The sequence below is a fragment of the Oscillospiraceae bacterium CM genome (assembly GCA_022870705.1).
GTDB lineage: Bacteria > Bacillota > Clostridia > Oscillospirales > Oscillospiraceae > Sporobacter.
The window spans coordinates 399577-421127 of the sequence record CP072107.1 but is presented as its reverse complement, the minus strand read 5'-3'; the positions used below and the strand labels follow the sequence as shown (position 1 = coordinate 421127).

22 protein-coding genes, 1 other RNA gene and 1 riboswitch are annotated in these 21551 nt (G+C 52.3%); of the genes, 15 read left to right on the top strand and 8 right to left on the bottom strand.

What is annotated here, in order from left to right; genetic code table 11:
- The first annotated feature begins 26 nt into the window (after positions 1 to 26).
- The 7 genes from ffs to IZU99_02130 all read left to right on the top strand — a co-directional run bounded on the left by ffs (position 27) and on the right by IZU99_02130 (position 5367).
- Positions 27 to 291, top strand: an RNA gene (gene ffs / locus IZU99_02160) — signal recognition particle sRNA large type.
- Between the two features lie 149 nt (positions 292 to 440).
- Positions 441 to 2084, top strand: a complete 1644-nt coding sequence (dnaX, locus tag IZU99_02155; GenBank protein ID UOO38089.1) for a DNA polymerase III subunit gamma/tau — start codon at positions 441 to 443, stop codon at positions 2082 to 2084.
- A 52-nt stretch (positions 2085 to 2136) separates the two neighbouring features.
- Positions 2137 to 2475, top strand: coding sequence for a YbaB/EbfC family nucleoid-associated protein (locus IZU99_02150; protein ID UOO38088.1), 339 nt, complete (start codon positions 2137 to 2139; stop codon positions 2473 to 2475).
- Positions 2476 to 2527: 52 nt separating this feature from the next.
- A complete protein-coding gene (locus IZU99_02145) occupies positions 2528 to 3007 on the top strand; it encodes a methylated-DNA--[protein]-cysteine S-methyltransferase (protein UOO38719.1) in 480 nt (159 codons plus the stop codon).
- 18 nt (positions 3008 to 3025) lie between these two features.
- Positions 3026 to 4027, top strand: a complete 1002-nt coding sequence (locus IZU99_02140) for an ABC transporter substrate-binding protein (protein ID UOO38087.1) — start codon at positions 3026 to 3028, stop codon at positions 4025 to 4027.
- The gene (locus tag IZU99_02135) at positions 4002 to 4820 is read left to right on the top strand and encodes an ABC transporter permease subunit (GenBank protein UOO38086.1); all 819 of its coding nucleotides are present in this window, start codon (positions 4002 to 4004) and stop codon (positions 4818 to 4820) included. Before IZU99_02140 ends, IZU99_02135 begins: the two co-directional genes overlap by 26 nt.
- Positions 4813 to 5367: an ABC transporter ATP-binding protein gene (locus IZU99_02130; GenBank protein ID UOO38085.1), complete on the top strand. Its 555-nt coding sequence runs from the start codon at positions 4813 to 4815 to the stop codon at positions 5365 to 5367. Before IZU99_02135 ends, IZU99_02130 begins: the two co-directional genes overlap by 8 nt.
- Before the next feature lie 91 nt (positions 5368 to 5458).
- Here IZU99_02130 and IZU99_02125 read toward each other — a convergent pair whose 3' ends face one another.
- From IZU99_02125 to IZU99_02115, 3 genes are all read right to left on the bottom strand, one after another.
- On the bottom strand, positions 5459 to 6727 hold the full coding sequence (locus IZU99_02125) for a peptidoglycan DD-metalloendopeptidase family protein (GenBank protein UOO38084.1): 1269 nt from the start codon (positions 6725 to 6727) through the stop codon (positions 5459 to 5461).
- A gap of 255 nt (positions 6728 to 6982) precedes the next feature.
- On the bottom strand, positions 6983 to 7675 hold the full coding sequence (gene sigK / locus IZU99_02120; protein ID UOO38083.1) for an RNA polymerase sporulation sigma factor SigK: 693 nt from the start codon (positions 7673 to 7675) through the stop codon (positions 6983 to 6985).
- Between the two features lie 138 nt (positions 7676 to 7813).
- The gene (locus tag IZU99_02115) at positions 7814 to 8311 is read right to left on the bottom strand and encodes a DUF1273 family protein (protein ID UOO38718.1); all 498 of its coding nucleotides are present in this window, start codon (positions 8309 to 8311) and stop codon (positions 7814 to 7816) included.
- Positions 8312 to 8445: 134 nt separating this feature from the next.
- Positions 8446 to 8563: riboswitch (FMN riboswitch) on the top strand.
- A 74-nt stretch (positions 8564 to 8637) separates the two neighbouring features.
- On the opposite strand from IZU99_02115, the gene IZU99_02110 reads away from it, so the two are divergent.
- Positions 8638 to 9204 carry an ECF transporter S component gene (locus tag IZU99_02110; protein ID UOO38082.1) on the top strand — a complete coding sequence of 189 codons (567 nt, stop codon included), beginning with the start codon at positions 8638 to 8640 and terminating at the stop codon, positions 9202 to 9204.
- A 123-nt stretch (positions 9205 to 9327) separates the two neighbouring features.
- Here the strand turns inward: IZU99_02110 and IZU99_02105 are convergent, their stop codons facing one another.
- Entirely contained in the window at positions 9328 to 9990 is a 663-nt protein-coding gene (locus IZU99_02105; protein UOO38081.1) for a hypothetical protein, read from the bottom strand.
- 294 nt (positions 9991 to 10284) lie between these two features.
- On the opposite strand from IZU99_02105, the gene hrcA reads away from it, so the two are divergent.
- The 4 genes from hrcA (at position 10285) to dnaJ (ending at position 15062) form a co-directional block, all read left to right on the top strand.
- The gene (gene hrcA, locus IZU99_02100) at positions 10285 to 11364 is read left to right on the top strand and encodes a heat-inducible transcription repressor HrcA (GenBank protein ID UOO38080.1); all 1080 of its coding nucleotides are present in this window, start codon (positions 10285 to 10287) and stop codon (positions 11362 to 11364) included.
- A 38-nt stretch (positions 11365 to 11402) separates the two neighbouring features.
- A complete protein-coding gene (gene grpE, locus IZU99_02095) occupies positions 11403 to 11900 on the top strand; it encodes a nucleotide exchange factor GrpE (protein UOO38717.1) in 498 nt (165 codons plus the stop codon).
- Positions 11901 to 11947: 47 nt separating this feature from the next.
- The gene (gene dnaK, locus IZU99_02090; protein UOO38079.1) at positions 11948 to 13810 is read left to right on the top strand and encodes a molecular chaperone DnaK; all 1863 of its coding nucleotides are present in this window, start codon (positions 11948 to 11950) and stop codon (positions 13808 to 13810) included.
- Positions 13811 to 13940: 130 nt separating this feature from the next.
- A complete protein-coding gene (gene dnaJ, locus IZU99_02085) occupies positions 13941 to 15062 on the top strand; it encodes a molecular chaperone DnaJ (protein ID UOO38078.1) in 1122 nt (373 codons plus the stop codon).
- 247 nt (positions 15063 to 15309) lie between these two features.
- On the opposite strand, the gene IZU99_02080 is transcribed toward dnaJ, so the two are convergent.
- The gene (locus IZU99_02080; GenBank protein ID UOO38077.1) at positions 15310 to 15822 is read right to left on the bottom strand and encodes a DUF4829 domain-containing protein; all 513 of its coding nucleotides are present in this window, start codon (positions 15820 to 15822) and stop codon (positions 15310 to 15312) included.
- Between the two features lie 341 nt (positions 15823 to 16163).
- The gene (locus IZU99_02075; protein ID UOO38076.1) at positions 16164 to 17219 is read right to left on the bottom strand and encodes an IS30 family transposase; all 1056 of its coding nucleotides are present in this window, start codon (positions 17217 to 17219) and stop codon (positions 16164 to 16166) included.
- Between the two features lie 179 nt (positions 17220 to 17398).
- Here IZU99_02075 and IZU99_02070 point away from each other — a divergent pair, with 179 nt between their 5' ends.
- From IZU99_02070 to IZU99_02060, 3 genes are read left to right on the top strand one after another with little or no spacing between them, the layout of a single operon-like run.
- A complete protein-coding gene (locus tag IZU99_02070; protein ID UOO38075.1) occupies positions 17399 to 19336 on the top strand; it encodes a phospholipid carrier-dependent glycosyltransferase in 1938 nt (645 codons plus the stop codon).
- Positions 19337 to 19363: 27 nt separating this feature from the next.
- On the top strand, positions 19364 to 19804 hold the full coding sequence (gene rpiB / locus IZU99_02065) for a ribose 5-phosphate isomerase B (protein UOO38074.1): 441 nt from the start codon (positions 19364 to 19366) through the stop codon (positions 19802 to 19804).
- 9 nt (positions 19805 to 19813) lie between these two features.
- On the top strand, positions 19814 to 20014 hold the full coding sequence (locus IZU99_02060) for a hypothetical protein (protein UOO38073.1): 201 nt from the start codon (positions 19814 to 19816) through the stop codon (positions 20012 to 20014).
- A gap of 79 nt (positions 20015 to 20093) precedes the next feature.
- Here the strand turns inward: IZU99_02060 and IZU99_02055 are convergent, their stop codons facing one another.
- Positions 20094 to 20492 (bottom strand): hypothetical protein, encoded by a 399-nt coding sequence (locus tag IZU99_02055; GenBank protein UOO38072.1) that lies wholly within the window; start codon positions 20490 to 20492, stop codon positions 20094 to 20096.
- Positions 20493 to 20575: 83 nt separating this feature from the next.
- Positions 20576 to 21511, bottom strand: coding sequence for a nucleoside kinase (locus IZU99_02050; GenBank protein UOO38071.1), 936 nt, complete (start codon positions 21509 to 21511; stop codon positions 20576 to 20578).
- Between the last annotated feature and the right edge of the window lie 40 nt (positions 21512 to 21551).

Here is a 21551-nt window from a genome sequence, read left to right as displayed (position 1 = left end):
CGCGAACAGAGCGGCGCGGGGCAAGGCCGCACTAGTCGGGGAGTCAGCGGTGCCCTGTTACCTGCAACCCGCTACAGCAGGGATGAATTCCGACCCTCGGGTGTGTGATGTGTTATCAGATTCCGGTAAGTGGCGCTGATAAGCCGGTCTCGCGCAACGTCAATTCGTGAACCATGTCAGGCGGGGAACCGAGCAGCATTAAGCGAAAACTGGCGTGTGCCGCGAGGTGACCGGCTTTGAGTCGGCTGCCGGCGTTTCGGACATATCATACTTTCAAAGGCCGGTGTGCGGCCTTGCCTCGCGCCGCTTAAAAGCGGGACGTTACTTGCTTTACCATACGCAGTAAAGTGCACCCATGCTATCGCTTTTCCCCGGCATGAAAGAACAGCGCCAGGCTGCATGTCGGAAAACGTCAGTTATCTCGATGCGGAGGCAGAGCCATGTACCAAGCTTTATACAGAAAATGGCGCCCCAAAACGTTTGACGACGTTGTCGGCCAAGAGGTCATATCCGAAACGCTCAAGCGTCAGGTTGTCAGTGGGCGCCTGTCGCACGCTTATCTTTTTGTCGGAACGCGCGGCACCGGGAAGACGTCGTGCGCGAAGATACTGGCCAAAGCCGTCAATTGCCTCAGCCCGCAGGGCGGCAACCCCTGCAACGCCTGTGCTCATTGTGTGGGTATCGACAGCGGCAGCATTCTCGACGTGCTGGAACTCGACGCGGCATCCAACAACGGCGTCGACAATGTCCGCGCGCTGCGCGAAGAGGCTGTTTTTACGCCTGTTGCCGCCAAAAAACGCGTTTACATTATTGATGAAGTGCATATGCTGTCTACCGCGGCTTTTAATGCGCTTTTGAAAATTCTTGAGGAGCCACCCGAGCATCTCATTTTCATCCTGGCGACAACGGAAATCCACAAAGTCCCGGCGACGATTATGTCGAGATGCCAGCGATTTTCTTTTAAACGTCTTCTGCCGGAAACGATTGCCGGCCATCTCATAACTGTCGCCGCACAGGAAAATATGCCGTTGACGGATGATGCCGCGCACCTGCTGGCGCGGCTTGCCGACGGTGCCCTGCGGGACGGTTTGTCGCTTCTCGACCAATGCGCATCCGATGAGACAATTGATACGGAAAGAGTTCTCTCCGCCATCGGCTTAGCGGGAAGTGAAGAAACGGCGCGTCTTTTATCCGCCGTGGCAGACGGAGACGTTGGGTCGGCGCTTACCCAGCTCGACAGCCTTTATCACGACGGGAAGGTCATGTCGTCCTTGCTGGGCGAGATGGCCGATCTGCTTCGAGATATCCTTCTGTCCGGCCTCACCACGGCTGACAATACCAGTCTGTTCAGCGGTCTTTATGACGTGCCTGTTCTGCAGGATTTTGCAAAACGCATGCCGACGGAGCGCCTTTTGTCGATGCTGGAAATTCTGCGTCAGACGCAGCTTGGCATGTCAAAGAGTGCCGGCGGGCGCGGTGCCGCCGAGCTCTGCCTCATCCGCCTGTGTGACAGCCGCCTCTGCGACGACCCCGCCACCCTCTTAGCGCGCCTTTCAGCGCTTGAAAAAAAGCTTGAAGGCACTCTTGTCCCCGCGCCCGCTCAAACGCCGATGCAGCCCGTGCTTGCAAAGCCTGTGCCTGTACAAATGCCCTCTGCCGAGCCCGACGGGCAGCGTGCGGCGCCTCCAATGGGAAACGGTGCGCCGGTTGAGTTGACGATTCAAAATAAAGCATCCGTCGCCGATGACCCGGCGGGTCCGCTGACGGGAGATTCAGAAAACGTCTGGCCGGCGATACTGGCTCTGATAAAAAAGGAAATCGATATCCCGCCCTTTACGTTTTTAAGTGATCCGTCACACGTTTTGTGCGACATTTCAGCAGACGCTGTGACCATTCGTGTGAAGAACGGGTTTGCCTTGTCGATGTTAAACGTCCCACCCATCACCACGGCAATCCGGGATGCGGCACTAACAACGCTCAGGCGTCCTGCCGCCGTGCGCGTGATTCTAGATGAGGGCACACAGGGTGGTACGAGCGACAAGCTTGATACATTGAAGCGGTATCCAAACATCACCTTTGAATAATCGGCTGGCCATCAGTCGTTTTAAAGCTATTATGAATGAAGGAGTGACCAACTTGGCAAAAGGCGGTTTTCACGGCGGCCTCGGCGGCGGCATGAATATGAATATGATCCGGCAGGCGCAAAAAATGCAGGCGGACATGATGAAGATGCAGGCGGAGCTGGAGGAAAAAACATATTCGGCGCAGTCCGGCGGCGGTGCCGTTACGGCTGTCGTCAGCGGCAAGCATGAGCTTATCTCACTTAAAATTGAGCCGGAGGCCGTCGACCCTGACGATATTGATATGCTCTCTGACATGGTCATCGCTGCCATTAATGCGGCAATGCGCCAGGCTGATTCGGTGATGAACGAAAACATGTCAAAGTTCACCGGCGGTCTCAATCTCGGATTCTAAATGATTTAAAACCGGCCGCTTTGCGTGCCGGTTTTTTTGCGGAGGGCTCTGTATCAGATATTCGTTTCGTTACGAAACACCTGTCGGGCCGCTTGATATCACGGCGGACGGCAGTCATATTATCGGTGTGTCTCTAACGCCTGCTAAATCGGACGTTTTTGAGGAAACGCCGCTGATTCGGCTGGCGGCCGACCAGCTTTTCGATTATTTCGAGGGTCATCGCCGTCAGTTTGATGTGCCGCTTGAACTGACAGGCACGCCGTTTCAGCGCGCCGTCTGGGCTTCCCTTCTGCAAATCCCATACGGGCAAACGCGCACATACGGCGCTCTTGCCCGCGTTGTCGGGTCTCCGGCTGCCTATCGTGCCGTCGGAAATGCCTGCCACGTAAACCCTATAGCCATTATCGTCCCATGCCATCGCGTGCTCGGTGCCGGCGGCACGCTCACGGGTTATGCCGGCGGCCTTGCCTGCAAACGGGCGCTGCTAGCCCTTGAGTCACGTTTTTATTCCGATTGTGATATAGAGAAATAAAATTAAGGATGATCTGTTATGAAAAGAGTTTTAAGTGCCCTGCTCGTCCTGCTGACGGCGTTCGCGCTGACTGCGTGCTCAACAGCATCTCCCAAGACGTCGGAAACGTCAAACCCGCCACTGGCTGCTTCTGTTGGCGTTTTAAAAGGGCCGACAGGCATTGGCGCGTCTTACCTTATGGAACAGCGTGATCAAGGTAAAACAGATATTGACTACACTTTTACAACAGAAGCCGACCCCGCCAACATCACAAGCGGCTTAATTAACGGCAGCTTGGATCTCGCCGCCGTGCCGACGAATGTGGCCGCCGTCCTCTACAACAAGACGCAGGGCAATGTTAAAATCATTGCCATCAACACCATGAGCGTGCTTTATCTCCTTGAAAACGGCACAGCCATTGCATCTGTCTCAGACCTCCGCGGCAAAACGATCTATGCGACGGGTCAGGGTGCAAACCCAGAATATGTTTTAAATTACATTCTGGAGCAAAACGGCCTTAAGCCGGGTGTTGATGTGACAATTGAGTATATGGACAGCAGCCAGCTGGCAACCGAAATAGCCGCCGGGACGATTGATGTTGCCATGCTGCCCGTCCCGAACGCCACAACCGTTCTCTTAAAAAACGCCGATGTCCGTATTGCCCTTGACTTCGGCAAAGAATGGTCGGCGCTTTCAGGGGCTGACGGCAGCGTCTTGACGCAGGGCTGCATCGTTGCGCGGATGGATACGCCGAATATTGACGTGATCATCCCGCAGTTTTTAAGCGAATATCAGGCTTCCATCAACTTTATGCTCGATGATGCAAATCTGGACGCAGCCGCCCAGTTGGCTTATAAGCATGGTATGGTCGGTAGTGTGGAGATTGCTAAGGCCGCCATTCCGCAGTGCCATCTCACCTATATTGCCGGTGCTGCCGATATGAAGGCTGCTCTTGCCGGCTATCTAGACATCCTGTTTAAGGCCGACCCCAAGTCCGTCGGTGGTGCCGTTCCAAATGACAACTTCTATTACGGGGGTTAAAAAGCTTCTAAAAGCCGCCGCAGCGCTCCTCTTCTGGCTCGCTGTCTGGTTTGCGGCGTCATACGCCATCGGCAAAGCGCTGATTTTTCCTGCTCCGGCTGACGTTTGGGTGACACTTTTGGCACTTGGCGTTACGCCCGGCTTTTGGGAGAGCGCGGGGCATTCTCTTTTGAATGTTTTTGTCGGCTTTACGAGCGGCGTTGTGCTTGGAACGTTTTTTGCCACGCTGACATCGTGGAGCACATTGTGTGACACACTTTTATCGCCCCTCATCCGCGTCATTCGGGCGACGCCCGTTGTCTCGTTTATTATCCTCGCCCTTTTATGGATCGGCAAAATGCGCGTGCCCGCCTTCTGCTCGGCACTGATGGTAATCCCCATCGTCTGGCAGAGCGTCAGCGCTTCCGTGAAGGATGCGGACAAGAATCTTCTGGAGATGGCGCGCCAGTTTGGCTTTGGATGGCTGCGCACACTGCGCCTTGTCTACATCCCGTCCGTCCGTAACGACTGGGCAGCCGCCTGTGCCACGTCAATGGGCCTTGCCTGGAAGTCTGGTATCGCTGCAGAGGTTATCTGTCTCGCGCGGCCAACGATCGGTGCCGAGCTTTATTACTCCAAAATCTATATTGATACGCCCGCGCTCTTTGCGTGGACGGCTGTTGTTATCATCCTCAGCCTTCTTCTTGAAAAAGTCCTTGCGTTGCTTATCAGGAAGCGACTGGCACATAAAACGGCGTCAGCCGTCAGCCCGTCAGGGGGGCGCCTGCGCAAAACGGAGCATCCTGATGATTGAGATTAAAGACATCACCTTTTCCTATGGCGACAAGCCGATCTTTAATGCCTTCAGCCTCGCCATCGGCGCCAGCGTCTGCATCACGGGCCCCTCCGGCTGCGGCAAGTCTACGCTTCTACGCCTGATTGCAGGTTTAGAGAAGCCGCAGGGCGGTGCCATCACAGGCGTGCCGGAGAAAGTTACATTCTTGTTCCAGGAGGACCGTCTGTTGCCGTGGGCAACAGCGCGCGATAATGTAGCTGCGGTGCTGCCGCGTATGAAGCGGGGCAGCGCGATGTCATGGCTTGCCGCCGTCGAGCTCACAGAACAGGCCGAAAGCCTGCCGGGGGCTTTGTCCGGTGGGCAGCAGCGGCGCGTCGCTCTTGCCAGAGCGTTGGCATATGGCGGTGGGCTGCTCATCCTTGACGAGCCGTTTAAAGGATTGGACCCCGCCCTCACAAGGCGAATAGCTTCGCTCATCCATACGGTTCAAATCCCGGTCATCGCAACGCTCCATCAGCCGGAGGAAATTGCGCTACTGGGCTTTGATGTGATCAGCCTGGCATAGCGTTTTTGCTGGTCTCGTCAAAAATCAAAACGGGGCTGCGTCACAAGACGCAGCCCCGCTGTTTATGCATGTTCAAGCCATATTCCCTCGGTTAAGGCAGGCAGGCAATTGGGTTGACCGGTACGCCATTCACGCGGATTTCAAAATGGCAATGCACGCCGCTGGCCTCACCTGTTTCGCCCATATAGGCAATCGTCTGTCCTTGATAAACGCGCTCGCCTTTCGAAACGAGAAGCTCGCTGCAATGGCCGTAATACGTCAAATCACCGTTGTCGTGGCGAATCTGCACCATAAGGCCATACCCGAAGTACCATTCGGCGAGAATGACTTCACCGCCGTCGGCAGCGACAATATCCGAGCCGCTGGCGCCGGCAATATCGATCCCCTGATGATTGGCGGAGCCGAAGCCAGTGCGCGGGCCGAAGCCGGATGTCATAACGCCCTCAGCGGGCCAGATATATTTATCATAAGAAGCCGTTTTCGGGCGCGGCGCTGTTCCAACCGCCACGAGCTCCGTTACTGGGTCTTTCGTCTTGACCGTGCTGATCATCTGGCAGGACTGCAAAACGCCGTTGAGATAAACCGATTTTTCCGTAATGACATTTTCACCGCAGACACCGGGCGATCTAACTTTGATATTGCCTTCATATACAGTATCGTCACTCTTGTATTCAACATCAAAAGGGATATCCTCTACGCGCTCTGTCTGCTCGGTTGTTTCAACGGTCAGCCTATATGCCGCCGCCTCATTTTTCGGGTCGATGGCCGCCTTGATGGCCGAAACATCCTGCGTGATATCTTCATTAATAAATCGGTGGCTGATATCAACCGTCTCAACAAACCGAACGGATGATGTTTGTTCTGTTGCGTACGTCATTAATATGTCATTGAGTACCCCATCCATGGTTGCCTCGTCGGCAGACGCGCCCACGGCTTTGCCGTTGACCTCCAAGACATACAACTTCACGAGGCCGTCAATCCCGCCAAGGATCCCGTCCTGCACACTTTCCTGATTGACGGTGCCACCGCCGACATTGGCCGTCACGGAGATGGCCTTTTCGAGCGAATAGTCGTGACCGTATATCTCTTCGAGCTGATTTTCAGCACCGGTGACGGCTGCCGTGACGTCGGCCATGCTTTTAACGTTGCCGATTTTTTCGCCGCGAAAATAAACGGCAAAGCCAACCTGTGAATTCAGCAAAATGACCGTCAGCGCCAGAACGAGAAAAATCGTCACCGCCGCCATTGTCCATGCGCGGTGTGTTTTATGCCGCCGGGATAAGGTCCTGTTAAAAAACGACCGGGCGCAAACAATTGGTATTTTGACAGAGAACCCGGTCTTTTGCTCAAACAATTTCAACAAATCACCTCAACGCTCAACATGCTTATAACAGGTGGTTACAGTTTGTAACGTTTTGAATGATACATAAATCTGCCAGGTTTGTCAAGCAAATTTTTCCGAAAAATGCTCAAAAAGAAAAAACACACCCTTTTTTAGGTGTGTCTTTTTATGTATTTTGCACAAATTCAGTGTTGATTTTCACCTGATTCGGTTTTCTTTTTTTGTCGTACTTAATCGAGTCCTGTTTAATTCGGAAACATTGTTGTAACAATTTTATGAATTTGCTTCAAAGCATTTTCGCAGTTTCTCCAAAGCCTTTTTTTCAATTCTGGACACATACGACCGGCTGATACCGCAGATAATGGCTATTTCGCGTTGTGTTTTCGGGCTTTTGTTTTGAAGGCCATAACGCATGGTAATAATTTCGGCCTCACGCTGCGTCAGAACATCGTTCATGTATTGGCAGAGCTGCTGGCACGTCTCTCTGGCGCTTAAATTCTCCAGCATATTGTCCTCGACACTGATAACCTCCATGAGCGACAGGCTGTTACCGTCTTTATCGGTGTCGATGGAATCAGAGAGGGACAGGTCGCCCGCCGTCTTCTTCAGGCTTCTGAAATGCATCAGTATTTCATTTTCGATGCAGCGGCTGGCGTAAGTCGCCAAGCGCACACGTCTGTCGGGCTTATATGTTGATATTCCCTTAATCAGCCCGATCGTCCCAATGGAGATAAGATCATCCTGCTCGCTCGTCTGCGTATAATACTTTTTAATAATGTGCGCGACAAGGCGCAGATTCCGCTCAATCAGGACGTTTCTGGCCTCCATATCGCCTGTCATGAACAGCTCGATATACGTTTGCTCCTCCGCGGCTGACAGCGGCTTCGGAAAAGAGCCCGCCCCCTCCGACATGCGCAGCATGAGAAACGGGCTCATTAAAAAGATCGCGAATGTGGCAGACAGCATATACACACCACCAGATCAAGAGTCTTGTATAGTGTATTCTGCCGCTATTTGTCCGTATACAGGGAAAAATCGCACCCAAGCCCGGTTCTGAGAGCAGAAAAACGCCGCCGGGCGGAACCGGCGGCGCTTTGAAATTTTTTATGGCTTGAGCTGGATGATTTCCAGTTCGTTTGATTCGGCATAGCCAACCGTATGCATCGTCCCGCCGAAGCGCCCATCGTACACTGTGATGAGCAACGATGATTTGTCAACCATATACATATTGCGGCGCATCATGCAGTCCGACGTATACCGCCTGCCGACGTATGTCTCCTTGTCGCACTGCTGGACGAGCCGGAAATATCGGCTGCGCTGCGCCTCTGTCCATCGCGCCGCCTGCTCCTCGCAGGGCAGCGCCGCCTCAAGCGTCACATCCGAATACATGTCTTTCAGGCGCAGCACCGTTTCACAGAAATATATATCGCTGCCGAGCGCCATCCCGCAGACGAAATGCCGAATCCCGGCGTCGTATACGGCGGTAACAACGTCAAAAAGCTTCTCCTTCAGGCTTTGGCAACGCGCATCGTCCTCATTTTGTCCCCACGGGAGCTTTTCAGGCCTGTAGCCGGAGAAGCAGCAGGTGTTCTCACGCGTGATGATCGGTCTCATAGGCGCTCCAATTAATCTCAGTGTTGTCATATGGCTCCATTTTAACCGTAGAATCGATTTTTGTCAAAATTAAAGTTGCATTTTAGTCGCTTCGTGGTATACTATCGGTGACATTTGAATGATGATGTCTTCGGGGCAGGGTGTAATTCCCGACCGGCGGTATAGTCCGCGAGCGCTTCGGCGTATGAATTGGTGTAATTCCAATACCGACAGTTAAAGTCTGGATGAAAGAAGATTGCTAAACATCTGTTTAGTTGTATGCGCACCTGAAAGGCAATTTTTCGGGTGTTTATTTTTTTGAGGAGGTTTTTCCCTTGAAGTTCACGACAAAAAAACTCGTCATTATGGCTGTTTTTATCGCGCTTTCAATAGCACTTGTCTTTTTCATCCATTTTCCAATCTTCCCGGCGGCCCCTTATCTTGAATACGACCCGGCAGACATCCCGATATTAATCGGCGGCTTTGCTTTTGGGCCGCTTGCCGGTATCATGATTACAATTGTCGCCAGCGCGATTCAGGCGCTGACAGTCAGCGTTGCCGGCGGCCCCTTTGGGTTTGTTATGCACGTTTTGGCAACGTCGACATTGGTCACCGTCTCCAGCGTCATTTACCGCATGAAGCACACCCGCCTTGGGGCAGTTATCGGCCTGTCGGCAGGAACGGTTGCAATGGCGCTCGTCATGGTCGTCGCCAACCACTTTTTAACGCCGCTTTTCTTCCCCAGTGTGTCCGCCGCTGATATCGATGCCGGATTATTTGTCACGGTCTTGCCCTTCAACCTGATTAAAGCGGGCGGCAACTCCATCATCACCTTTATTGTCTACAAGTCCGTTTCCAAATACATCATTCATAATGAAAAGCTCGGCGGCCGTACGAATTAAAAAGTCGTCCGGCAAAAATTATTATGTGCCGCAAAGGCTCAAAAAAGATTGTCATAATTTGTGAATCAGACGCCGCCGGGGATATCCCCGGCGGCGTCTGTCTGTGTAACCATTTTAAAGATCTTAAATTGTCCACTGGCTGTGTACGATGACCGTGAGCTTGAGCTGGCCGCCATCCTCCTCAAATCCCAGGCGCAAACAGCTCCAATCAAGGCCGCCGTTACCGGCTGTGCCGTCAATATAATAATCCACAAAGCGCACGTCCGGAAAAACCTCTTTGATGTTTTCAAGCGCATTGCCGGTCTTGATGATATAGTCCACGCCGACGGCTGAATAGGCTGTATAATCCTTATCAAACACAAAGGTTTTAAAATACGCATCCGGCGTCATTTCAATGGGATTGCCGCTCCCGTCGTATTTACCCCAGACGTATTTGTTCTGGTCATCCGAAAAAGCAGCGACCTCCGCCGGTGTAAATCGCTTGGCCGCCGCCAGATTAATCGTCGCGTACGGCGAAAAGACGAGGCCGTATTCTGGATGAATGACCTGAGACAAGGCCTCATAATCTGCACTTTTAATATCTTCCAGAATTCTATCAGCATAGGCCTTGAGCTCAGCGTTTGACGCATCTGTCCGGATTGGCACAGAATCATAAAGCCCCGCACCGGAACCGATTATTATTTTAAAAACAGTGTCACCGGAAATGTAATACGATGCCAAAGATGCTGTAATGCCAACGGCTACCCCAAGCAGAACAAGCAGCAGGGATCTTAAAATTTTCTTCAAATATTCACCTGCTTTCAGAAAAACCAGCAAACCAATCTGTTTTTTTGCTTTCAGGCCGCCGATGACAAATTGTCTCGTTTTATGCTGCAAGAATACTGGAAGAGACAAAAAAATGCAACAACAACAAATTACAAAAGTAACAGGGCTGGCATTTTTTTGCGAATTATTAATAAAATAAAAACAATTGGTCAGGTACTTGACATCGGCGCGCCACGGTGCTAAATTATGGTTAGCACTCGTGCTTTGAGAGTGCTAACCGCATCAAAAAACGCCGCTTTGAAGGGATGGGCGAGCATGGACCTTGGCGAGCGTAAAAAAAAGATCCTTCGGGCTGTTATCGATCAGTATGTTGATACTGCCGAGCCGGTTGGATCAAAATCCATCGCCAGTGACGTTGGCCTGTCTGTTTCATCCGCTACTATTCGCAACGAAATGGCGGAGCTTGAATCAATGGGTCTTCTTGAGCAGCCGCACACCTCGGCCGGTCGCGTGCCGACGCCGCTGGGTTATCGCGTCTATGTCAATGAACTCATGCACCAGCATAAGCTCTCTCTGGCGGAGACGGACACGATAAACCGTGCGCTTAAAAGCCGTATGCAGCAGCTAGACCAGATCTTGGCCGACGCCGGCCGTCTGACCTCGCAGCTGACAAGTTATCCTGCTTACGCGCTGGCTGCCGCAGCCGCCGGTGCCACCGTCACACGGTTTGACCTCATTCTCGTCGATCAAAACACATTTATCATTGTCGTTATGCTGAGCAACAAAACAGTTAAGAATAAGCTTGTCACGCTGCCCTTCTCCGTTGAACAGGCAACGCTCGTCAAGCTCTCAACACTGTTTAACGCCAGCTTCACAAATATGCCGGAGGAACAGATCACCCCATCGCTGATTTCCGCCACCGAGCGGGCCTCGGGCGACACGACCGGCATTGTCGCCGTCATCGCCGGGTTTATCATCGAGCTGCTCAGCAGCCTTAAACTGCAGCAGACGCATTTAACAGGCGCTTCCAATCTTTTTGAATACCCGGAATACAGGGATGTTGACAAGGCGCAGCGCCTGCTTCGCTATCTTTCGGATGAGAACGAGCTTGCCAAGCTCCCCGCGCCGGACGGCAATATGAAAATAACAATAGGGCCGGAAAATTTGGCGCAGGAGCTTAAAGATTCCAGCGTCATTGTTGCCCGATATGACGCCGGGGACGATTTGCAAGGCCTTATTGGGGTCGTCGGCCCTACACGGATGGATTATTCCAAGGTGGCAGCCCGCCTATCGTATATTGCGCAGGGCCTCAGCCATCTTCTGGCGGGCGGTGACGCTCAAACGGCCCTTTTGACTGAAAACACCGGTACCAGCCAGAAAAAAAGACGCAAATGAAGGAGATGACTTGATTGCCCAAAAACAAACATGACGAAATGTTACCGGACGAGCCTGTGGATATCGCGGAGAGCCCTGAGGACGCATCGGCAGAAAAAGCAGCGGCAGACGAACTGGAAACAGCTCTGAAAGCCGAAAAAGATAAATACCTTCGTCTTGCCGCCGAATTTGATAACTACAGAAAGAGAACCATCAAGGAGCGCGAAAGTCTCTATAATGAACTCCGCGCCGAAACCATTGTCCGCTTCCTGCCTGTTTATGACAATTTAGCACGGGCTTTAACACAGGCCTGCGCAGACGAGGCGTTTTACAAGGGCGTTGAAATGACGATGACACAGCTTCGTGAAATCATGCAGAAGCTGGGCGTGGCGGAAATTCCGGCCGTCGGCGAGACGTTTGACCCCGACCGCCATAACGCCGTTATGCATATTGAAGACGCCGCATTTCAAGACGGCGAAATTGTTGAGGAATTTGAAAAAGGCTTCCTGCTGGGCGACAAGGTCATACGATTTTCAATGGTCAAGGTCGCCAATTAAATAACCCGGCAGAACCGTTCATATGAATTAAAAGGAGGACATCATTTATGGGTAAGATTATCGGTATAGATTTAGGTACGACAAACTCCTGTGTCGCCGTTATTGAAGGCGGCGAACCGATCGTTATCGCAAACGCGGAGGGCGCGCGCACAACGCCGTCGGTCGTTGCTTTTTCAAAAGACGGTGAGCGCATGGTCGGCCAGGTCGCCAAGCGCCAGGCCATCACAAACCCCGACCGCACCATCATCTCCATCAAGCGTGAGATGGGTACAAATTATAAGGTCAATATCGACAACAAACAATATACACCGCAGGAGATTTCAGCGATGATCCTGCAGAAGCTCAAAACAGACGCGGAGAGCTATCTTGGTACAAAGGTGACGGAGGCTGTTATTACCGTCCCCGCGTATTTTACCGACGCACAGCGCCAGGCGACGAAGGATGCCGGCAGAATCGCCGGTCTCGACGTTAAGCGTATCATCAACGAACCGACAGCCGCGGCGCTCGCCTACGGCCTTGACAAGGAAACCGACCAGAAGATTATGGTCTATGACCTCGGCGGCGGCACGTTTGACGTCTCTGTGCTGGAAATCGGCGACGGCGTCATTGAGGTGCTGGCCACAGCGGGCAACAACCGCCTCGGCGGCGACGATTTTGACGATTGTGTCGTCAAATACATGCTCGGCGAGTTCAAAAAAGACACCGGCATTGACCTGTCGGCCGACAAAATTGCCATGCAGCGCCTCCGCGAAGCGGCTGAAAAAGCTAAAATCGACCTCTCCGGTGTGACGTCAACATCGATTAATCTGCCATATATCACAGCCGACGCCACCGGCCCGAAGCATTTGGAAATGTCGCTCACGCGCGCCAAATTCAACGAGCTGACGGCGCAGCTCGTTGAAAACACCATCGGCCCCGTCAATCAGGCGCTGTCGGATGCCGGTCTTTCGCCCTCGCAGCTGTCCAAAATCCTGCTGGTCGGCGGCTCGACGCGCATCCCCGCCGTGCAGGAGGCTGTTAAGCGCATCACCGGCAAAGACCCGTTTAAAGGCATCAACCCCGACGAGTGCGTTGCCATCGGCGCGGCCGTTCAGGGCGGCGTTCTCGGCGGTGACGTGGAAGGCATTCTGCTGCTTGATGTGACACCGCTCTCACTCGGTATTGAAACGATGGGTGGCGTGTTCACAAAGCTCATTGAGCGCAACACAACGATCCCCACGAAGAAAAGTCAGGTCTTCTCAACGGCGGCAGACAATCAGACCTCAGTTGAGGTTCACGTCCTGCAGGGTGAACGTGAAATCGCACAGTATAATAAGACGCTCGGCCGCTTCCACCTGGACGGCATCGCCCCGGCCCGCCGCGGCGTTCCGCAAATTGAAGTGACGTTTGACATCGACGCCAATGGCATTGTCAACGTCTCGGCTAAGGATCTCGGCACCGGCAAAGAGCAAAACATTACCATCACCTCGTCGACAAATCTGTCCAAAGACGATATCGATAAGGCCGTCAAAGAGGCTGAGCAGTTCGCGCAGGAGGATGCCCGCCGCAAGGATGAGGCCGATACGCGCAATCACGCAGACCAGCTCGTATACCAAAGCGAAAAAACGCTTGCCGACGTGGGTGACAAGATTAGCGCCGCCGACAAGCAGCCGGTTGAAGACGCCCTTTCAAAGGTCAAAACGGCGCTGTCCGGTACAGACCTCGAGGCGATCAAGACCGCATCCGACGAATTGCAGAAGGCCTTTTACGCCGTCAGCGAAAAGCTGTACGCGGGCACAAATCCAGAGACGAATCCGGGGGCGAATCCTGGGGCCGGTAACGGCGGTGCAGGCACCGATGGGGCAAATCCCGGCGGCGGCGAGTACTACGACGCCGATTATGAGGTCGTAGACGACGACAAAAAAGAATAACGTCTTGTTATTAAAGTAATTAAGCGCAGTCGGGGCGAACCTAGTGTTCGCCCTGTTTGCGCGGGCAGCGCGGCGGACAGACGCACCGTCTTCCCCTGCGGATAACCCCAAGAATGGAGAGGACGAATTTATGGCCGATAAACGCGATTATTACGAGGTGCTGGGTCTAAAAAAAGGCGCTTCCGACGAAGAGATAAAAAAAGCGTTCCGGCAAATGGCTAAAAAGCATCATCCCGACTTAAACACCGGCAGTAAGGAAGCTGAAAAAAAATTCAAAGAAGTCAATGAAGCGTACGAGGTCTTGTCCGATAGCGACAAGCGTGCCCGATACGATCAATTCGGCCATGCCGGTGTCGATCCGAATTTCGGTTCCGGCGGCGGCTATGGTGACTTTTCCGGTTTTGGCGGCATGGATTTCGATCTGGGGGATATTTTCAGCTCCTTTTTCGGTGGCGGCGGCAGTTCGCAGCGCAGCCGCAACGCACCGCGTAAGGGAGAGCGGGTTCACCAGGAGGCCGTTCTGACCTTTGAAGAGGCGGCTTTCGGCTGCGAGAAGGAAATTTCCGTGTCCCGCATCGAAACGTGCGACAGCTGCCACGGTACCGGCTGCCAGGAAGGGACGACGCCGGAAAGGTGCCCGGATTGCAACGGCGCTGGCAGCGTGACGCGCCAACAGCGCACACCGTTCGGCATTGTGCAGACCTCTGCCGAGTGCCCCAAATGCAGCGGTCGCGGTAAGATCATTCATCAGCCATGTCATACCTGCCGCGGTGCCGGGCTTATTCGCCGGAACAAAAAAATGACCGTCACCATACCGGCCGGCATTGACGACGGGCAGACGATTTCCCTGCGCGGCCAGGGCAGCGCCGGCATAAACGGCGGCGAAGCCGGGGATCTGTACATCACCGTGGCGGTTTTACAGCACGCGGAATTTAAGCGCGAAGGCAACGCCGTTATGGTCGAAATGCCTGTCAGTTTTGCGCAGGCCGCCCTCGGCGCAGACGTCGAAGTGCCGACGCTTGACGGCAAGGTCAAGTACACCATCCCGGAGGGGACGCAGACCGGCACGGTGTTCCGCCTGCGCGGCAAAGGCATCCCGAACCTGCGCGGCGGTGGTCGCGGCGACCAGTTTGTCACCGTCCGCGTCGAGACGCCGTCTGGGCTTTCAAACGAGCAGAAAGACCTTCTGCGTCAGTTCGCCGAAGCAACGGGCGGCGCCAAAGGCGTCAAAAAGAAGAAAAAGCTGCTGTAATGGGCTCTTAATGTTATTCTGCATAAAGACTGCAAACTTGACTCATTCAAATCTTTAAACTTATAGTTACTCATAATGCTATTGAGCAGTCTATTCCGGTTTGGTCTCAATTGCCCGTCCCATCTTGATTCTTCGATAGACTTTAAAGGCTTGCAGACTGCTTTTTTACAGTCTGCAAGCCTCTGAGCTATTTGGACAAATGATTCTCTAAATTCTGCAAGCTATGGGATACCAGCGAAATATCGATTCATACGCCGTAATCGTCAATTAGCCATGGGCCTTGTTCATTCTGACGAATGACAAAGAACCTCCATGTGTACCGCCCGCTGGGCATCACGCCGATGCTGTCATCCTTGTATTCGACATCATATATGACCCTGAATACCCTAAGATCAAGCGTACTTACGCCCGTCACCGTCCCTCTGCCGTTTTTTAGATAAGTTGCCGCATATTTCGTATCCGTCTCTAAGTCAATGCTGATGACTTTTATGGACTCCTGGTTTTCAAACTTGAAATCTATGTTGCTTTGCTTATACCAGTCGGCGAGTGTAGACAGGACACCTTCTTGATCCTTTTGCTCAAGGAACTTGAAATGATCCTCCACAACCTGCCTCGCTGCAGTGGTATCTTGCTCATAATCCTTTGATGTATTCGCTACCGGTTCATTAGCATTCGTGGTTTCTCCAGCAGAATTCCCCGGCACTACACAGCTGGAAAGAATGATTAAGATAACCAATGCAATCCAAATTGTTTTTTTCATACTTCCCCCTACTGTCAAGGGATGATTTGTTGGCTTCGATTTCTTCTTTATAATTAAAAATTAAGCGATGAAGACAAATAAGTCAAGCGAATATATACATATTTTACTTTTTATTCTATTTTTTGCTTAACCACTACACATTCAGGCATACTGACCTTAAAAGGCGTGGGTTTTTATGGTTTCCTCACATATTTATAACTGTATGCATTATAAGCAATCCCCAATTTTCTTCATAAATTGCAAGTGCAAATTGAACACCCCGAGGCAAAATCGTTCCCATCAATTAACCTTGGACACAGATGGTGCCGCAGGCGCTGTCTGTGCCAAGGTTGTCGCAGCCGTCAGGCTGCGTATTCGGAATCAAGAAAGGCTTCAAATAGTTCCTCTGGCGTGTGGTATCCGAGCTTCTTCCGGGGTCGCCCATTTAACTCATCAGCAGCGGACAGGATGTCCTCGTCTGTATACTGCTCAATAGATGTTCCCTTTGGAACGAAGGTCCGGAACAGTCCATTATGCCTTTCGTTCTGAGGACGTTCCCAAGAGCTGTATGGGTGGGCAAAGTAGATCTGGGAACCCCAAGCCTCGACTTCTGCAAAGTCGGCGAACTCGCTGCCGTTGTCTACGGTAATCGTCTTAAAAATCTGTGAAAAACGTTCCCCGTACTCAGCGCGTAGGCTTTTCATGGCAGACATCACCGCATCACTGGTCTTTCCGGGAATACGAATGGCGATGTAGTGCTCGGTCTTCTTCTCCAGCAGAGAGAGTACAACTGCCTCTTTCCCAGCTCGTTTTCCAACCACGGTGTCGCCCTCCCAGTGGCCGCCTTCTATACGAAGGGAAGCGATCTCAGGACGGGCGGAAATGCTTGTGCCGTAGTGCTTTTTGTTTTCCCTGCCCCTGGCCTTTCGGGTGCTGCGTTTTAAGGCTTCCGGCAGTTCGGTCGGCGTGATGGGAAGCAAGCCTGCCCAGACCATGTTGTACAGAGTGCGGGTACAAACCATCTGATCTTCACTGTACAAACGCTGTCGCTTCGCATATCCGCAGCAGGAATCCAGCGACCACTTGTGTTCCCGGATCTGCTTGACTACCCAGTCAATGAAAGTCTTGCAGGAGCCTGCTTTGAGGGGCTTGACACAAGCCCTTCGATTAGCCTTGTAGATGGCCTCGCCGAGTTTCGGAGAATAGCCAGGTGCTTGGCCCCTGTTGCTCTTCCGTGTCGGTGTACCTCGCCTTAACTCGTATGAGATGGTGGACGGTGAACAGCCAATGTTTCGGGCGATGCCGCGTACGCCAAGTCCCTGCTTCAAGAGGGCTTTGACAGCACCACGATCTTCCAAGCTCAAGTGTTGCCCTTTCTTGCGTTCTGCGCTGACTGTGATAGAATCATTGTTATCCATAGTGATTGTATCCTTTCGGTGGCAGATGTTGTGTAGGAACTACATTTTACCACGAAGAATAATCACTATGGATTTTTCTGTTCAAGTGTTCAATTTCATTTTACAATCAACCTCCCCAATTTTCTTCTGTACTTTTCCCTGTTTTCGCGCTATCATTAAAAAGGCAAAAAAATGAATTCATGAAACAACACGGCACGGAGGTAACTGTTTTGTATTACGCCAATCTGACGATTGTATTCCCAGTCATAACGGTTATTTGCCTTTTGTTGTTCTTTCTGTATTACTGGAAAATAACGCAGCCGTTGTCCGGGACAACCGAATGGATTGACCGGATTATCAACAAGCCGCGGCTGACCTTTGCCTTCCCGCGCCACCGACTGGCGCGGCGCGATGTGCTGCCCATGACTGCGATAACACTCGTTACGGCTGTCCTAGGCTTTTTTAACCTCGGCGATACGACAGCACCCCAGCACTTTTTCCGTTTTACAGACGTTAATCAGTCCGTCGTTATAACACTGGATGAGCCGACCGATATCGGGTCAATTATGTACTATACCGGCCTCTGGACGGGTGATTATTCCCTTGAATTTTCGGACGATGGCGTCAACTGGCAGACGCAGTATGCCCCCGACGATAATTTCTACGCCATGAATCAGCCGCATTCGGATTTGTTCAAATGGCGATATGCCAGCATTAATGACTATAACATCCCGACAAAATTTATCCGCATCACCGCCTCTAACACGCCGATGGAGCTTGGTGAAATCGCCATCTACACAAAATTCGGCAGTATGGTTCCCGCGTCGGCTATTTCCTGTGCCGCAGCGCCCGCGCTGTTTGACGAGCAGGGCCTCGTCCCAGCGGCGCCGAGCTATCTGAACAGCATGTATTTTGATGAGATATATCACGGGCGCACCGCCTATGAAAATCTCAACAACATTCAGCCGTACGAGACGACACACCCCCCGCTTGGTAAAGAGATCATTGCCGTTGGCATCCACCTTTTCGGTATGACGCCTTTCGGCTGGCGCTTCATGGGCACGCTGTTCGGTGTTCTCATGATCCCACTTTTATATATCTTCCTCAAAAACATGTTCGGGAAGACAGCAATTGCAGCCTGCGGCACCATGCTGTTCGCTTTCGACTTTATGCGCTTTGTCCAGACGCGGATTGCAACGATCGATACATACGGCGTTTTCTTCATTCTGCTGTCATACATGTTCCTATACCGCTACATCACCCAGGACCCAGACACACCTTTTAAAAAGACCATCGTCCCGCTGTTTTTGTCCGGCCTCTTTTTCGGCATTGGCTGTGCCAGCAAATGGACCGTTATATACGCTGGAGGCGGGCTGTTCGTTTTGTATGTGATTCATCTTTTTATGCGTGCAAAATATTACAGAGAGAATGCCTATTCCGGTTTTGCGCGCTATTTCTTCAAAACGCTTTTTATAACCGGCCTGTTTTTCCTTGTAATTCCGGCCGTCATCTATTGCCTGTCGTATATCCCGAACGGCCTTGCAAACGAGATGCGCATCGAAAACGGCATGCTGTGGGATCCTAAGTATTACACACTCATCTGGGACAGCCAGCTTTTCATGTATAATTACCACAGCAAGCTCGTGGCGACGCACGCCTATTCCTCAACCTGGTGGCAATGGATTTTAGATGTTCGCCCCATTCTCTATTACCTTGACACGTCCATGGGCGGCGGCCTCAAGTCGGCTTTTGCTGCGTTCGGCAATCCCGTTGTCTGGTGGGGTGGCATTTTAGCCGTCATTGCGATGGCCTATCAGGCCTTTGTCCGGCGGGACGGGAAAGCCCTGTTCATCCTCATCGGCTATCTGGCCCAGCTTGTACCCTGGCTGTTCGTTTCACGGATTGTCTTCATTTACCACTACTTCCCCAGCACCTTATTCCTTGTCCTCGCCCTGGCACATGTTTTTAATACGATCTGGGAGCGGGCGCAGGGCCGGTATAAGCTTGCCGTTTTTGGTTACACCGGTTCGGCCGTTTTGCTCTTCACCGCGTTTTATCCCGTTTTAACAGGCCTTGCCGTCTCAAAGCTATACACAACCTTTTTCCTCGAATGGCTGCCCACCAAGTGGCCGTTTTAACAATTATCATTTTCCGGAGGTGCTTTTATGCTTGCTCTCGGCTGTGACCACGGCGGCTTTTGCCTGCTGCGCGACGTGATGGCCTATCTCGACGCGCACAATATCCCCTATAAGGACTTTGGGACGTTTTCGGAAGACAGCTGCGATTACCCTGTGATCGCCGAACCTGTCGCGCGGGCCGTGGCGGACAGGTCATATGAAAAAGGCATCCTGATCTGCGGTACCGGGATCGGTATGTCGATAGCGGCCAATAAAATTCCCGGCATTCGGGCCGCGCTGTGCGGTGACACCTACTCGGCTGAGATGACGCGCCGGCATAACGACGCTAATATTCTAGCTCTCGGCGCGCGTGTCATCGGTACCGGCCTTGCCCTGAAAATTGTGGAGACGTTTCTGGAAACGCCTTTTGAAGGCGGTCGCCACCAGCGCCGCATTGACATTCTCCGCACGCTGGAAACCGGGAAGTGAGGCCGTCGCATGAAGCGCAATTACCCAAAAACGTATAAAAGCCACCGCCTCTTAAAAATCGTCATCGTCGTGGTCGTCTCTTTACTGCTTGTCTTTGTCATCACTACCGTCTCTCTTTTTTTCGGCCTGCGCCGCTATATCGTCTACACGCCGGACGGGAACCTGCACCTTGAAATCCCCTGGCTTGACGAGACGACAAGCGCTCCCTGACAGTCGGCGCCGGTTGACATATTCCCTCAACAAAAAAACAGACGCATGATAGCGTCTGTTTTTTCTAATCTGGGGGCTGTCACGTTTTCTTGACGAAACGCTCGCCGCATTTTGGGCAGGTGATCTGCATTTTGCCCTTCCCGCGCGGCACGCGCAAAAGATTCCGGCAGCTTGGGCAATGGAAAAACTTATGTGTTCTGCGGCTTTTCAGCCGTTGGAAAAACACTTTTATTTTCTGCTTGATCGGCCAGTAATACCGGATAAACCTGTCGTTTTCGGCGCGGCGGCGGACGATGTCGCGAGAGAGCATGCGATAAACAACGAGCGCCAAGATGAAATACGACAGAAAAACAAGGATGGAGAGATTGACAAAACGGGATATAAGGCTGATGACAAGCGCTAAGAGGATCATCGCCGTGTTGAGATGATCCGGGCCGTATCGCCCTGCCATGAATTTTCGAAGAAAGTTCATGATCACGTGTATTCCTCCATCAAAGCTCTGTCAAAATTATAGCACGGCCTGCGCAAAAAGATATCCGTGTCACAGTAATTTTACAACTTTCAGTAGGTAAAGCTGCTGCCGCCGATAAATTCGCGCAGGATGGAATCAGCCGGGATGGCCGCGTCGTCAATCTCCTCAAAGCGGGGGAAGGCGTTCATAACCTGGTCAAGCTCCTTGAAATGCTCTGTCCCTTCGTCCACCTTGTCGAAAACGCCGCGTGAAAACCGTTTCATAACGGATATTTCATAAGGCAGGGCAGAGTCAATTTTCAGATCAGCGGCGTCTTTAAAGGGAATAATATTCAGCTGCTCGCCGCGGCGGACATTTTTCCACATCTGCAGCGTAAATTCCGGCTCGGCGCCGCGGAAAAAAGCGTCGCGGACAAGCCGCCGGACGAGGCGAAGCCCCGCGCCTTCAACGATCACATTACCGTTATCGACTATGTCCGTCATGGTACTGACGTAAATTTTAAAAGCATTTGGATGCTCAAATGTGATACAGTCGTTCAGCGCGTGAATTCCTTCAAAAATCACCATCTCATTGTGATTAAGCTTCATTGGCACGACACGGCCGTCAATGCGTTCCTGTTCCTGAAAGCTGAAATGCGGAATGGCGATTTCCTCACCAGCCGCCAACTGCGCAAAATGCTTGTTCAACAGGTCCATATCCAGGCATTTCGGAGACTCATAATCGATCTCGCCCTCCGGTGTCTTCGGGGCCGTTTCAGCATTAATCGTCAAAAAGTAATTATCCAGCGAGACGTTGTGGGCGGTGATACCAAGCTGTTCGAGCGCGTTTGTAATCTTCTTGGCCGTTGTCGTCTTGCCGGAGCCGGACGGGCCGGATAACAGAATAATCGGGCTCCTGCCGAGATTCTGGGCGGCCACCTGTGCCGCCGCCTCAACACTTTTGTTGAAGGTTTCTTCACAGGCATTGATGAATGCCGACGGCGCGCTGCTGATTTTACTGTTGATGACTGACAGTTCGTAACCCATATTACTCCGTTTGCCGCGGTGCGCAAGGCGCCCCGCGTCT